This is a genomic window from Bartonella sp. CM31XJBT, from assembly GCF_028618555.1.
Lineage (GTDB): Bacteria > Pseudomonadota > Alphaproteobacteria > Rhizobiales > Rhizobiaceae > Bartonella.
In genome coordinates this window covers 236,042-251,488 of sequence record NZ_JAQITD010000001.1, presented here as the reverse complement: position 1 = coordinate 251,488, position 15,447 = coordinate 236,042, and the positions used below count along the sequence as shown (strand labels likewise).

The following is a 15,447-nucleotide window of genomic DNA, read 5'->3' as shown; positions in this document are numbered from 1 at the left end:
CTGTTGGTGTATGGGTAAGAAGCACTTTAAAAAAAGAATAAAAATGTCTTTAATGAATTTTCTCAAGCACCATGTGTCTTTATGACAATAAATATGGTTATGAGTTTTATGTCATTCACGGAAGCTTTACCGTTATACTTTCTACGCACGCTATCGTGAAATGAGGTCGAGTGTATTGAGAGATATTTATTAAAATACGTGCACAAATATGCAACACAAACGCATTTTGTTTAAAGCATTCTGTTTTACATGAGAAAGTGACACCTTTACGCAATACACAAAAACATGAAGCACGGCGCAATTCCATTTAAAGTGTCCTTTAAACACCTGAACCAATCGACAAAAGCAAAAGCGCAATCAATGAGAGAAAATACTCCTTTTTTCATTATTTGTTCATTTTGAGCGCTTGAATAAATGCTGATTGTGGAATTTCTACTTTTCCAAATTGGCGCATCCGCTTTTTGCCTTCTTTTTGCTTTTCCAAAAGTTTGCGCTTACGCGTAACATCACCCCCGTAACATTTCGCTGTTACATCTTTACGCAAAGCACGAATCGTTTCGCGCGCTATAACTTTACCACCAATAGCCGCTTGAACTGGAATCTGAAACATATGCTGGGGAATAAGATCTTTCAGTTTTTCACACATGGAACGCCCGCGCTTTTCTGCAATCGTGCGGTGAACAAGCATCGATAATGCATCAATAGGCTCTCCATTCACCAAAATAGACATTTTAACTAAATCCCCCTCCGCATAATCGGTCATCTGATAATCAAAAGAAGCATAACCCTTTGAGATTGACTTTAGCCGATCATAAAAATCAAAAACAACTTCATTCAGTGGTAAATCATACGTTACCATAGCACGGGTTCCAACATAAGACAAACCAACCTGTACCCCCCGCCGCTCTTGGCATAGTTCTAAAATTGACCCAAGATAATTATCAGGAGTCATGATTGTCGCCCGAATCCATGGTTCTTCAATGGAAGAAATTTTAACCACATCAGGCATATCCGCTGGATTATGCAACTCTTTAACAGAACCATCATTCATATTCATGCGATACACAACCGAAGGTGCTGTCGCGATTAAATCCAAATTAAACTCACGCTCTAATCGCTCTTGAATAATTTCAAGATGAAGAAGTCCCAAAAAGCCACAGCGAAAACCAAATCCCAAAGCCGCAGATGTTTCCATTTCAAAAGAAAAACTCGCATCATTTAAGCGTAATTTGCCCATGGCTGCACGCAAATCATCAAAATCTGCAGCATCAACTGGAAAAAGACCACAAAAGACAACTGGTTGCGCCGGCTTAAAACCAGGCAAAGCATTTTCACAAGGACGACGCTCTTCAGTAATCGTATCCCCAACCCGTGTATCTGCTACCTCTTTGATAGAGGCAGTGATAAAACCAATCTCGCCTGGTCCTAACTCATCAACCTGTACCATTTTAGGTGTAAAAACCCCAACGCGCTCAACTGGATATTTTGCTCCTGTACCCATCATACGAATGGTTTGACCTTTTTTTAAAATACCATCTATCACCCGTACCAAAACAATGACACCAAGATATGCATCATACCAGCTATCAACCAACATTGCTTTCAAGGGATTTGCAACATCGCCTGTATGGGGAGGTGGTAATTGTGTAACAATTGCCTCCAAAACATCAGGAACACCTAAGCCTGTTTTTGCTGATATTTCTACTGCTTGAGATGTATCAATGCCTATCACATCTTCAATTTGTTCTTTAACACGCTCAGGTTCTGCTGCTGGCAGATCAACTTTATTGAGCACAACAACCAACTCATGGGAATTATCAATGGCTTGATAAACATTTGCTAACGTCTGCGCCTCTACGCCTTGGCTTGCATCCACCACCAACAGAGAACCTTCACAAGCTGCCAATGAACGCGAAACCTCATAAGCAAAATCCACATGACCAGGTGTATCCATAAGATTTAAAATATAGGTTTCACCATTCTTTGCCTTATAGTGTAAACGTACCGTTTGTGCTTTAATAGTAATTCCACGTTCACGCTCAATATCCATGGAATCGAGTACTTGTTCTTTCATCTCACGTGTATCAAGCCCACCTGTTATTTGAATCAAACGATCAGCTAAAGTTGATTTGCCGTGATCAATATGCGCCACGATGGAAAAATTACGAATATAATTACGATCTATTGTCATATAAGGCGATTTAGCAAAGAATAATACAAAACGCAAAGACCAATTATGTTCCGGCTTCTATCAAAATAATATAAACCTAAAAAGCTTCTCAAAACACAACTTTTTATAGCCTAAAAAATGAGGCTTTTGTTTGCTAAATTAAATCCAAGGGTGCTAAAATGATTCTTTCACATCTTATTTGATAACTCATATGCTGTAGTAAGCCGGCACCATCACACACTTTGCCAGCCTCCAATATTACGACGATCCTTTACACTTGAAAAAGTTTATAAGAGATATGCCTTTCTTGTACAGTCTTTACCCACATGCCCCCCACCCACTTGTGATGTGTAAGCAAGTGATTTGGATTGATTTAACATGAAAATGATTTGAAGTGAGAAAATTTTACAGTATTCAGGGTTCTAACTCAATGTGAATAATGCTATATTATAGTTATAAATCAATGTATTATCATATTTATATGATGGGCGTGTATATCATTTAGGCTTGCAATAAATTCGCAAGAAATGCTTTTTTATTTGTATGCAATAATCTTCTTTTTTAGCAATCTTATATAAGATAACATGAATATCGAGGGAGTTTCTTCTCAATTTTTAAAACTTTAGAAATATGCTCTATTGAGTCATGTTTTTATATAACTCCTTCCTTCCTCCATTAAACATAAAGCACACCAATCCTCTTCGATTCATTGGATAACACATTGATTTATAATGATCGTTTATTGTTTTGCGATTTAAATTAAAACTCTGAATATCGCGAGCCTCTCTCATTTTAAATCTTCTCATAATGAATCAATAAATTTTTTGCTTCCCCATTATAAAACAGAGCTAGTGTATGGATAAAAACGTTTAAGAAATGAGTAAAAATGCCTCTCTCTTTCAAATGCCAAAGGCTATCATAATATTGAGAACTGATAAAGAAAATGCTAGTGCCCTTTATTTTAAGTAAAATGATGATGCTCTGTGGTTTTTCTATACTTCATGCGGACTGTCAATGAATATGATGTATATTGAGAAAATTATCTTTTAAAAAACGCTTTGTTATGGGGATACTTTGGGCGTTCTATTTTGCATGAGAAGCGTAACTCTATTAAAGGACAAAAGAAATAACGTGCGACAGTGCGTAATTCTCATTATTCAAAAACATTACCGTAGATGTTTTTGAAAGTTGTTAAAGCCAAATTTAAACATGATCGTAAAGATGAGCGTTAATTTTTACCTTTATATCACCTCATGCTTTGGCTCAATAAAGGTTGTCTTCCCGTTTCAGAAGTTAGGCAAACAGATAGAAGCATACTATTTCTCCAATTTGGCATGAAAAAGCTGGAATAACTTATAGAACTTCTTAATCATCTTAATATTAAAAAAGCTTCAAAAATGAAAACTCTACAAGCAAAAATCTCATGCAATAAAATCATAATAAAAAAATGTATAGCTAATCAATTTTTTTAATTGCTTTATTTTTTTTACGCCATTGTGAAGGTTGTAATTCAGCCACAATTATCCCAATCAGAATAAGCAAACCGCCCAATAAAGCTAAGGGAGATAAATGTTCGCCAGCCAAACGCCCAACAATACCAGCCCATACCGGTTCACCTGCGTAAATGAGTGTCGCACGCGTAGGGGAAATAGACTTTTGTGCCCAATTCATAGCTAATTGAATGATGGCACTCATTAATGCCAATCCTATACCAATATTAAACCACACCCACGAAAATTCAGGGATGCTTTCACCCATCAAAGGCATACAAGCAAATGAAAAAAAACCACTAAAAAATAACTGAATAATGGTTACACGCCGACTATCAACCTTGTTCGCAAAAATTCCGATGAGTATGACTTCTCCAGCAATCGCTAAAGCGCCTAACAAAGTTAAAATTTCGCCTTTTGAAAAATCAAAATTTCCCGGCTTTTGTCCTGAAATAAATACAAGCCCAATAAAAGCGAAAATAATACCAATCCAACAAGCTAAACGGGGAGGTTTTTTAAAAACAATCCATTGCAAGATTGGAACCATCGGTACATAAAGCGCTGTGATAAAAGCTGACTGACTACTAATAATTGTTTGAAGTCCAGCTGCTTGAAAAGCATAACCAAAAAACATGGCTAAACCTATCGCCATCCCAGCGAAAACTTCATAAACAGTTATACCTTTTATAGAGCGCCAAAAAATTACCCCACATATAAGAGATGCAACAATAAAACGAAATCCAACAAAAAACAGAGGACCACTATAGCGTACCGCAATGTGAATGACTAAAAATGTAACGCCCCACAATATTGTCGCAGTAAATATTGCCAATTCTGGCTTACTTAATAAAGGATATTTAAACTGTTTTAGATTCACCATGAAAAACTTTCTCTTCCAATTTTCCCCACAATTTATGAAACAATAAGCGTTCCAACTCCCTGTTCGGTAAACAGCTCTAGTAAAACAGAATGAGGAGTTTTACCATTTAAAATGACAACACCTTCCACGCCATTTTGAAGGGCTTTTATACAAGTCTCTACTTTTGGAATCATGCCTCCTGAAATTGTCCCATTTTTAATAAATTTCTCAGCTTCAGAAACTGTCAATTCTTTTAAAAGTTTACCCTGGTTATCCAAAACACCAGGAACATCAGTGAGAAATAAAAGGCGTTTAGCCTCTAATGCACCAGCAATAGCTCCAGCAAAAATATCAGCATTAATATTATAAGTTTTACCATCGCGTCCTGGAGCCACAGGAGCAAGAACCGGTATCATTTCAGAACATGCTAAAAGATCTAGCAATGTGCGGTCAACTTCAACAGGCTCACCAACAAACCCCAAATCTAAAACACGTTCAATATGCGAATCAGGATCAATGACAGTTTTATAAGCCTTTTCGGCAAAAACCATATTGCCATCCTTGCCGCATAATCCTATTGCCCATTCTCCCTCAGCATTGATGAGAGCAACAATTTCTTTATTTATGGAACCCGCTAAAACCATTTCAACCACTTCAACGATCCGCTCATCGGTTACCCGTAATCCGTTTTCAAATCGCGATTCAATCCCCATTTTCATTAAAATTTCAGCAATTTGAGGCCCACCACCATGAACAACAACAGGATTAATCCCCGATTGCTTTAATAGAGCAATATCACGCGCAAATGCTCGCCCCAAAGCAGGATCACCCATAGCATGGCCGCCATATTTTACCACGACCGTTTCATTTTCATATTTTTGCATATAGGGTAAAGCAGACGATAAAAATGCTGCTTGTTTTTCCAAAACATCTACATCACCGTTTTTAGCATCATCCATCAATAGAGCCTCCTCATCACTTTTTACCATCTCTTAATGAAATTTAGGAAAAGTGAAAACAATAAAACCAAACTTTACTCTATCCACCCCCCTGAAAATCGTCAATTTTCCTCTAAATTACGAAAAAGGAATAGCGAAATGAAATACAAAAACTTCCTTTAAAAATTGACAGCGAAAAATTAAACAAAATAGGCGTAAAAAACGTCATTATTTTATGATCTTATATATAAAATTGAAAAGCAAAATTTTGAAGCTACGCTGCACATTCAACTCATTAGTTTATCCCTACGGATACTTAACAATGAATAGGAATATATACAACCATTGATTTTATAAGATAAAAATAAAGTTTCTTATAATAATAAAATTAACATATTCCCAAGATTAAGAAATCACTCAACTGCTTTATAGCTTATCCCAATAAACTATAACTTTGGTTTTAAAAATTTGACTTTTTCTCAATCATTAAACATGAGGAAATGTCGATTGAACGCTCCTCATGGAGAATCATAATAAGTTGATTTATAATAATAATTTATCTTTTTATATCGTAAAATCGAAAAAAGGCTTTGCAACATTATCCATATATTGTGATAGCTCTTCAAAAGCATCTTCGTAAAAGCATTTAATTGTTTAGATTACTCTCTTCGTAAGGTTTTATAAAACTTCTCATTTTTCATGATCGGTCATTAAGTTTTTCTTTCTGCATAGCAATACATGCTTGAATTATTCAATGTTTTTTAGAATTGTTAATTCTTTTAATGTATTATTTTAATTATGTTATTTTATGAAAAAAGATTCATTTCGTATACTTCTCTTTCCATATCACTAACAATTTCAATAATATGTCGTGCTGTTTTCTAAGCATATTGTGCTATTTTTTTATTGTATTTATTTTTTCTTTTTAAAGGTAACGTCTTCTATCTTCCCACCAACTTTTTATTATGCCAATAAATTCAATTAAGTGAATTCCATCGAAGCTGTTTCCCTACAAGAGAGATACATCGAATACCTCAAAACGTGTTTTGTTATGTCTTCTTTAGCATTAAACACACATTATCTCATTCCACAATTTCTTTGGAACAAAATAAACTTGATTATAGCGTTTTTTATTATCTGGAAGAAGTATTTATGACATCAGAAATACAAAACTAAATCCGCATCTAAAAAGACATGATTACGGCTAAAAGCTAAGATGAGGCATGTAAAAGCTATTCCAAATAAAATAACCCTTATTTTAAAGGAAGCAGTGATTAAAACTATGAAAAATGCCAAAAATAAAATCGGTTATAAGAAGTTGATACTTTATTTGAAAAAGATGGATTGCCTAACAGCTTATTTAGCGTTTCTTGGCAAGCCGCTACCTATTTTATAGTTTTATTATAGAGCCTTTAAAAAGAAATTTTGAGTGAAAAAATAAACACAAAAAATACTGAATGCATAAAGGCAGTTATCATGACACTGGCAATATTTATTATCAATCACTCAATTGCGTTCTTATATGGATAAGCCCTTTTTAAAATGTCATAGACACTCAAAAATAAGACTTATCCATAAAACTCATGAAATATAAAAACTATCAGCAGCAGGAGTTTATCCTAAATTAGCTGTCTCTCTCTTTTCTTTTCAAGAAAAAATGCTTTTCAAAGACAATGAGATAATAGAAAACTTAATGAAAATAACTTTCCTACAGCTCTCTCTAATTATTCTGAGAACATTCACATATTTTAACCAGAAATATTTTCAAAAAATTCTTTCATACGTGAAAAAAAACCATGTGATTGCGGTGAATTTTCATGATTTGAGAGCTTTTCAAATTTTTGCAACAATTCACGTTGTTCTTGCGTTAATTTCTGCGGTGTCTCAATCGTGATATGGATGTAAAGATCACCCCTTGCTTGCTGACGGCGCAACATGGGCATACCTTTGCCTCTAAGGCGGAATTGACGTCCATTTTGTGTCCCTTCTGGAATCTTAACGCGTGCTTTAACACCATCAAGGTCGGAAACTTCAAACTCTCCTCCTAAAGCAGCTGTTACCATTGAAATAGGAACGCGACAGTGAAGATCTGCTCCTTCTCGCTGAAAAAACTCATGCGGTTTAATGGAAAGGAAAATATAAAGATCACCATTGGGGCCACCACGAATACCAGCATCACCCTCACCAGAAAGGCGAATACGCGTTCCATCTTCAATACCAGCTGGAACATTTACGCTCAATGAACGTTTTTTCTCTATGCGTCGTGTCCCCTGACATTTGGGACATGGATCCGTAATAGTTTCACCACGTCCATGACATGAAGGACATGTTCGCTCAATAGAAAAGAAACCTTGTGCTGCACGCACACGACCAGATCCATGACATATTCCACAAACTTGCGGCTTAGAGCCCTTTCTCGCTCCTGATCCCTCACAAACATCACACGTGACGGAACTAGGAATATTAATTTCTGCAGTTTTTCCTGAAAATGCCTCTTCTAAAGTCACTTCCATATTATAACTCAAATCTGCACCACGTTCGCGACTGTCACCACGCTTACGGTGTGTCCCTCCCATAATCTCACCAAAAAAGTCTTCGAAAATATCCGCAAATCCACCACCAGCAGCAAAACCGCCAAAGGGATTTGCTCCCCCTTGACCACCACTATTTTCAAAGGCCGCATGGCCAAATCGATCATAAGCAGCACGCTTCTGAGGATCTTTAAGAACTTCATAGGCTTCGCCAATTTCTTTGAATTTTCGCTCTGCCTCTTTATCCCCCGCGTTGCGATCAGGATGATATTGCATTGCCAACTTACGAAAAGCAGATTTCAACTTTTTATCATCACATTCGCGAGTCACGCCAAGAATTTCATAATAGTCAACCTTCATCATGTATTCCTGATAATTTTTCTGTCATCCATCTTTATGGATAATATTGCTTTTAATTTATATTTTTAGCAACAAAGTTGCAACTTATCTCAAATAATAAAGCCCAGCCTTATATTTCAAAGGCCGGGTTTATAAATTAATCAACACATATGCTGACACTATTTCTTCTTATCATTAACTTCTTCAAAATCAGCATCAACAACATCATCATTCTTTGCCTCTGTTTCAGTGTCAGCGCTCGCTGCTTGTGAGGCTTCGTACATAGCCTGTCCAAGCTTCATACTGACTTCTGCTAATTTTTGCATCTTTGTTGTTACTTCTTCCGTATCACTGCCTTCAAGCGCAGATTTCAAATCAGATATTGCTGTTTCAATCTGTCCCTTTTCTTCAGCTGATACTTTATCGCCATATTCATTGAGCGACTTTTCAGTTGAATGAATAAGAGCCTCCGCTTGATTTCTAGCTTCAACACCTTCACGGCGTTTTTTATCCTCAGCCGCGTGCTCTTCTGCATCCTTTACCATTTTTTCAATATCAGCATCACTTAAACCACCTGATGCCTGAATACGAATTTGATGCTCTTTACCTGTTCCCTTATCTTTGGCCGAAACATTAACAATACCATTCGCATCGATATCAAAAGTAACTTCAATTTGAGGTATACCACGTGGTGCTGGAGGAATACCAACAAGATCAAATTGAGCCAATAACTTATTATCACTTGCCATTTCCCGTTCACCTTGGAAAACACGAATCGTCACAGCACTCTGATTATCATCAGCTGTCGAAAAAACTTGCGATTTTTTTGTTGGGATAGTGGTATTGCGCTCAATAAGGCGTGTGAAAACCCCACCCAAGGTTTCAATACCCAAAGATAAAGGCGTTACATCTAGCAACAACACGTCTTTGACATCGCCTTGCAATACACCTCCTTGGATGGCAGCACCCATTGCGACCACTTCATCAGGATTAACACCTTTGTGTGGATCCTTACCAAAGAAGCTCTGCACGACTTGCTGAATCTTGGGCATACGTGTCATACCACCTACTAAAACAACTTCGTCAATTTCACCAGCCTTTAATCCAGCATCTTTCAACGCAGCTTTACAAGGCTCGATGGTACGCTGCACTAAATCGTCAACGAGAGATTCAAATTTTGCCCGAGTCAATTTCATTGTTAAGTGCTTGGGACCTGATTGATCTGCCGTGATAAATGGTAAATTGATTTCTGTTTGCTGTGACGAAGAAAGCTCAATCTTTGCTTTTTCTGCCGCTTCTTTTAAGCGCTGTAAAGCTAATTTATCATTTTTCAGATCAATTCCTTGCTCTTTTTTGAATTCATCTGCAAAATAACCAACTAGGCGCATATCAAAGTCTTCACCACCTAAAAACGTATCTCCATTGGTTGATTTAACTTCAAAAACGCCATCTCCAATTTCAAGAACTGAAATATCAAATGTACCACCACCAAGATCGTAAACTGCTATTGTTTTTCCGTCTTTTTTGTCCAAACCATAAGCTAAAGCAGCAGCTGTTGGCTCATTAATAATCCGTAAAACTTCAAGTCCAGCAATTTTACCCGCGTCTTTCGTAGCTTGACGTTGCGCATCATTAAAATAAGCAGGAACCGTAATAACGGCTTGTTCAACTTTTTCACCAAGATAAGATTCTGCTGTTTCCTTCATCTTTTGCAAAATCATAGCTGAAATTTGCGACGGAGAATATTTCTTTCCCGCTTCTTCAACCCATGCATCACCATTGTCACCTTTAACAATTTTATAAGGCACAAGTGCTTTATCTTTTTCAACCATAGGGTCATCAAAACGGCGCCCTATCAAACGTTTAACTGCAAAAACTGTCCCTTCAGGATTTGTCACCGCCTGCCGTTTAGCAGGCTGCCCAACAAGACGCTCCCCCCCATCAGTAAAGGCAACAACGGAAGGTGTTGTTCGCGCTCCTTCTGAGTTTTCAATAACTTTTGCGTTTTTGCCATCCATAACAGCCACACAAGAGTTCGTTGTCCCCAAATCAATACCAATTACTTTTGCCATATTATAATCTCCATTCAGCAAGCTACCTCAACCTTCATAAAGCATCTTTTTAAGATAGCTCCTCATAACACCTAAAGCCCGTATATTGCTTCAAGCAACATAAATAATAATAAACTGCAAGTCGCAACAAGCCTTGCTGCCTCGTATATAAGAACAGGCTTTTATTGCTACAAGAGAATAATGAGAGAAACATCTCTAAAATAAAAAATTTATTTTAAAATAGGCGCTCTAATGACCCATAAATACCATATTTATGAGAGACTTGAGATCATAATATATTTTTCTTGCAATTCTCAACAAATATATCTTTCTATAAAAATTAAAAAAATAAAAGAGCGATTGCACTCTCGCTCTTGATCTTCTCATCATTGATAAAATCATACTCCCGTAAAAGCTTTTTAAAAGGCGAATAATTTATATCACGAATATTATAAATTTTTCTTGGACTAAAATAATCATCATATCTAATACTCACATCTGTAAAGGTATTATCCATCGATCCCCTTTCAAAAATTCTCCTTCTAACGGTCTCATTGTTTACTGCTATTTGAAATCTGTGCTTTAAACTCACCTAAAGCGTTTTTTCCTAACTGTATAATTTTGAACTTTGAAAATATATAAAAATGCGTCTGTATAAACGCTTTAAAATGCCAAGAGCTGTTATAATATTAAAATTGGTAAAGTGGTTGATGATTGTTCTATATTATATTTTATTAAGCAAAATAGTAGTGCATCATAGATTTTATACCATTTACAAATATTATTTATGAGATGAATACGGAAGTGTTGAGAGGTGTGTTGTCGTTGTAAACCTTACTGCCTTCCTTTAGAATCAAATAATTCTATGATTTTTATTCTCATACTCAAATCAATTTCATTTTAGTATTTCTTTCTTTTATTTTAAATAAAAGCTCTGCTAAAATAAAAAAATATTCAAAGTATGAATCTTATGAAGGAGGGTAAATCAATGATGACATCTATTATTAAGAAAATAACAAATCTCATCTTTAAGAATATAATCCATACACAATATCCATACAAAAAGGTTATCATAAATATCGTGTGTGCTCTTCTCTTTGCTGGTATAACCCTGCCAGCAGGTGCTCAGCAATATAAACTTGGCGACATAGAAATTCTCAATCCTTGGACACGAGAAACACCTAAAGGTATAAGAGTTGGTAGCGGTTATCTCTACATTATTAATCACAGTAATACCCCAGACCGTTTGGTTTCTATTTCCACAAACGGAGTAAAAACAACAGAGATACACTCTATGGCTGTCGTTAATGATATTATGAAAATGGAAAAAATGCACAATGGCATTGAAATTCCGGGAAATGGAGAAATCACGCTTAAGCCTGGCGGTGATCATATTATGTTTATGGGGCTTTCAAAACCATTCAAGTTAGGTGATAAAATTAGCGCAAAATTGACATTTGAGAAAGCAGGAACCATTGATGTTGATTTCTCTGTAAACGCTATGAAAGTACCATCACCTTCTAAATCCTCTCTTGTTCACTAAGCTCCTTTTATATAAATACACAATAAATACACACTTTATAAAATGAAGGAGCGTGAATTTTTTTACGCTCCTTTATTTTTTGTTTAATGCCATCAGTAAAAAATTATCCTCTTTGATGAATTAACTATGGTCAATTTCAGGAATACGTAAAACTTGTCCAGGATAAATTTTATCGGGAGATTTTAGCATTGGCTTATTGGCTTCAAAAATAAATGTGTTTTTATTACCTTGCCCTTTTCCATAAACCTCTTCAGCAATTTTCCAAAGATTATCACCAGATTTAACCTCATAAAAGCGAGAAGTTTTTCTAGGCGTTGTATCTATAACCTTTAATTGATCAACATCTACAGAAGAGATACCTTGTGAATTGCCAACAACCAGCAGTGCTTTTTCAAGTGTTTCCCTGTCTGGAACTTCACCGCTTAAAATAGCTTTACCGTCTTCAACTTGAATATTGACTTTTTCTGTACCGAGTTGAAAATCATCAAATGCTCTTTTAAAATCCTTTTCTTTTGGTTCATGGTCCCCAATACCTAACTTTTCCCCTACAGTTTTAATAAAATTAAAAAATCCCATTACGACCTCCTTTCGTGTAGCAGAAACAAATTTTTGTGCATATATTGCCACATTCTTTTCTTTGCTCTTAAAACACATAGGCAGATTTTCTAAACTTCAACAATCAAAACTACATCTGTTCAATTATGAGACAAATACAATAATAAACTTTGTAATAAACCTTGATAAAAAAAGCCTTTATGAAAATTTTCTCTCAAATGAAGGGATCTTAATAGACATAGAAACATTATAAATTATGAAAGCAAAACAAGATTTTACAGTAATGACAAAAGGTTTTTTACTTTGCTACAATTTGTATCATATTTGTTTTGCAAAAAAAATATGAACTCCCATATAAATAAGTGTGGGTAATTTGCTACCACAGCAATAGAAAGGTCTAAGAAACCATGAAAGATACACCAACAATCACACAAACGATTGTACTTGTTGATGATGATCGCAATATTTTGACATCTTTATCTTTTGCGCTTGAGACAGAAGGATATCGGGTTGAAAGCTATACAGATGGAGCATCTGCACTCAAGGGTCTCACACTTCACCCTCCACACTTAGCTATTTTTGATATTAAAATGCCCCGAATGGATGGGATGGAACTTTTGCGTCGTTTGCGTCAAAAATCTGATCTTCCAGTTATTTTTCTCACCTCTAAAGATGATGAAATTGATGAATTATTTGGTCTCAAAATGGGAGCTGATGATTTTATTACTAAACCTTTCTCCCAACGTCTTCTTATTGAACGCGTGAAAGCTATTTTGCGCCGTTCTAATGCACGTAACCAACCGCTTTCTACAGGAACTTCTTCCACCTCTTCTCTCAAACGTGGAGATCTTGTGATGGATCAAGAACGCCATACCTGTACATGGAAAGATAAACCTGTTATTTTAACCGTTACGGAATTTTTGATTCTGCAAACCTTAGCACAAAGACCAGGAGTTGTAAAAAGTCGTGATGCTTTAATGGATGCTGCCTATAGTGATCAAGTCTACGTAGATGATCGCACCATTGATAGTCACATTAAACGTCTGCGTAAAAAGTTTAAACAAGTGGATGATGATTTTGCAATGATTGAAACACTTTATGGTGTAGGTTATCGTTTCCACGAGGTATAAAACTACTTTGTCGCAAAAATTTGAACGGCAATCAAATCGATGACAGACAATTCTCAACTGGAAACTTTACAAAAAACAACCGTTAATGGTACATCCTCAACGCCATTTCTTATGTTTTCTCGTTTGCATCTTCGAATACAACGTCTCTTTAGACAATTGCTTTTTTCCAGCCTTACACGTCGCATTGTTATATTAAACATTGCTGCCCTTGCCGTTTTAGTTACAGGCATTTTATACCTTAACCAATTTCGCGATGGTTTAATTGAAGCAAAAATTAAAAGTTTATGTACCCAAGGAAAAATTATTGCTGGGGCTATTGCTGCTTCTGCAACAGTAGATACAAATTCTATCCTCATTGATCCCCAAAAACTCTTAGAGTTACAGACTGGTGAAAGCGTTACACCAGCCCCTCAATCAACCGATTCTTGGGATTTTCCTATTAACCCTGAGCAAGTTGCCCCTCTTTTACGGCGTCTCATCACACCTAAAACGACAAGAGCACGTATCTATGATCGTGATGCTACTCTCCTTCTTGATTCGCGCGTTCTTTATTCTAGTGGAGAAGTTTTTAGTTATGATTTACCCCCACTTAAAACAGAACAAAACATGTGGGATCGCCTTACTTCATGGTATTCAAGCGCATTTTATGGTAAAGGTATTGCTCTTGACAGAGAACAAACAAAAACCAGTGGTATTGCTTATCCAGAAGTGTACCGCGCATTAAACGGATCTCTTGCTACGGCAAAAAGACGCAACAGACAAGGGCAATTAATTGTTTCTGTTGCCGTTCCTGTTCAACGCTATCGCGCAGTGGTTGGAGCTCTTCTTCTTTCAACCACTGGTTCCGATATTGATAACATTGTAAAAGGCGAAAGACTGGTTATCTTCAAAGTTTTTGCCGTTGTAGGTAGCGTACTTTTGGTTCTTTCTCTCTTTTTGGCCCATACGATTGCCCATCCATTAAGTAAATTATCTGCCTCGGCTAATCGAGTGCGTAATGGCAATAATCAGCGTGTAGAAATTCCTGATTTTTCAATGCGTGAAGATGAAATTGGTCACCTTTCAACTTCTATTCGTGATATGACCAATGCCCTTTATATGCGTATTGAAGCCATTGAACGCTTTGCTGCTGATGTAAGCCACGAATTAAAAAATCCTCTCACCTCTCTACGCAGTGCTGTTGAAACGCTCCCTCTGGCTAAAAATGAAGAAGCACAAGAGAAATTGCTTGAAATTATTCAACATGATGTGCGCCGCCTTGATCGGTTGATTACAGATATTTCTGATGCATCACGGCTCGATGCAGAGCTTGCACGAGAAACCGCAGAGATTGTTGATATGACACCGCTTTTGGAAAGTCTTGTTCATGCTGTTCAGGAAGTGTATCGTAATACGCAAACCATTGATATAAGCCTTAATATTGTCCCACGTCCTCATGGAAAAGCCTATCTTGTATTGGGACACGAACTCCGTTTAGGACAAGTGATTTCAAATCTTCTTGAAAATGCGCGTTCTTTTATTCCTCGGAATCGTGGCAAAATTTGCATTACTATGAAAAGTCATGCTTCAACCCTTATTTTAACCATTGAAGATAATGGCCCAGGTATTCGTTCAGAAAATATTGAACGCATTTTTGAACGTTTTTATACAGATCGACCAAATGAAGATGCTTTTGGGCAAAACTCTGGACTTGGCCTTTCTATTAGTCGGCAAATCATCGAAGCTCATAATGGGACAATTACAGCCGAAAATATTATTGATCCTACACTTGGGAAGTGTAAAACTGGTGCACGTTTTACTATTATGCTTCCGCTTGCTAAATAAATCTTTTATCCAAAGTA

10 protein-coding genes are annotated in these 15,447 nt (G+C 36.4%); 3 read left to right on the top strand and 7 right to left on the bottom strand.

Annotated elements, in window-relative coordinates; genetic code table 11:
- Positions 1–385 precede the first annotated feature (385 nt).
- From lepA to PVV63_RS01010, 6 genes are all read right to left on the bottom strand, one after another.
- Positions 386–2,191 (bottom strand): translation elongation factor 4, encoded by a 1,806-nt coding sequence (gene lepA / locus PVV63_RS01040; protein ID WP_273790237.1) that lies wholly within the window; start codon positions 2,189–2,191, stop codon positions 386–388.
- Between the two features lie 1,434 nt (positions 2,192–3,625).
- Positions 3,626–4,540, bottom strand: coding sequence for a DMT family transporter (locus PVV63_RS01035; protein WP_273790236.1), 915 nt, complete (start codon positions 4,538–4,540; stop codon positions 3,626–3,628).
- A 32-nt stretch (positions 4,541–4,572) separates the two neighbouring features.
- Positions 4,573–5,478, bottom strand: a complete 906-nt coding sequence (argB, locus tag PVV63_RS01030) for an acetylglutamate kinase (RefSeq protein WP_273790235.1) — start codon at positions 5,476–5,478, stop codon at positions 4,573–4,575.
- Between the two features lie 1,727 nt (positions 5,479–7,205).
- Positions 7,206–8,348 (bottom strand): molecular chaperone DnaJ, encoded by a 1,143-nt coding sequence (gene dnaJ / locus PVV63_RS01020; RefSeq protein ID WP_273790234.1) that lies wholly within the window; start codon positions 8,346–8,348, stop codon positions 7,206–7,208.
- A 158-nt stretch (positions 8,349–8,506) separates the two neighbouring features.
- The gene (gene dnaK / locus PVV63_RS01015; protein WP_273790233.1) at positions 8,507–10,399 is read right to left on the bottom strand and encodes a molecular chaperone DnaK; all 1,893 of its coding nucleotides are present in this window, start codon (positions 10,397–10,399) and stop codon (positions 8,507–8,509) included.
- A 319-nt stretch (positions 10,400–10,718) separates the two neighbouring features.
- Entirely contained in the window at positions 10,719–10,895 is a 177-nt protein-coding gene (locus tag PVV63_RS01010; RefSeq protein ID WP_273790232.1) for a hypothetical protein, read from the bottom strand.
- 471 nt (positions 10,896–11,366) lie between these two features.
- Here PVV63_RS01010 and PVV63_RS01005 point away from each other — a divergent pair, with 471 nt between their 5' ends.
- Positions 11,367–11,921, top strand: coding sequence for a copper chaperone PCu(A)C (locus PVV63_RS01005; RefSeq protein ID WP_273790231.1), 555 nt, complete (start codon positions 11,367–11,369; stop codon positions 11,919–11,921).
- Between the two features lie 120 nt (positions 11,922–12,041).
- Here the strand turns inward: PVV63_RS01005 and lysM are convergent, their stop codons facing one another.
- Positions 12,042–12,497: a peptidoglycan-binding protein LysM gene (gene lysM / locus PVV63_RS01000; protein ID WP_273790230.1), complete on the bottom strand. Its 456-nt coding sequence runs from the start codon at positions 12,495–12,497 to the stop codon at positions 12,042–12,044.
- 386 nt (positions 12,498–12,883) lie between these two features.
- Between lysM and PVV63_RS00995 the strand changes: the two genes are divergently transcribed.
- Positions 12,884–13,606, top strand: a complete 723-nt coding sequence (locus PVV63_RS00995) for a response regulator transcription factor (RefSeq protein ID WP_005774392.1) — start codon at positions 12,884–12,886, stop codon at positions 13,604–13,606.
- 39 nt (positions 13,607–13,645) lie between these two features.
- Positions 13,646–15,430 (top strand): sensor histidine kinase, encoded by a 1,785-nt coding sequence (locus tag PVV63_RS00990; protein ID WP_273790229.1) that lies wholly within the window; start codon positions 13,646–13,648, stop codon positions 15,428–15,430.
- Positions 15,431–15,447 lie beyond the last annotated feature (17 nt).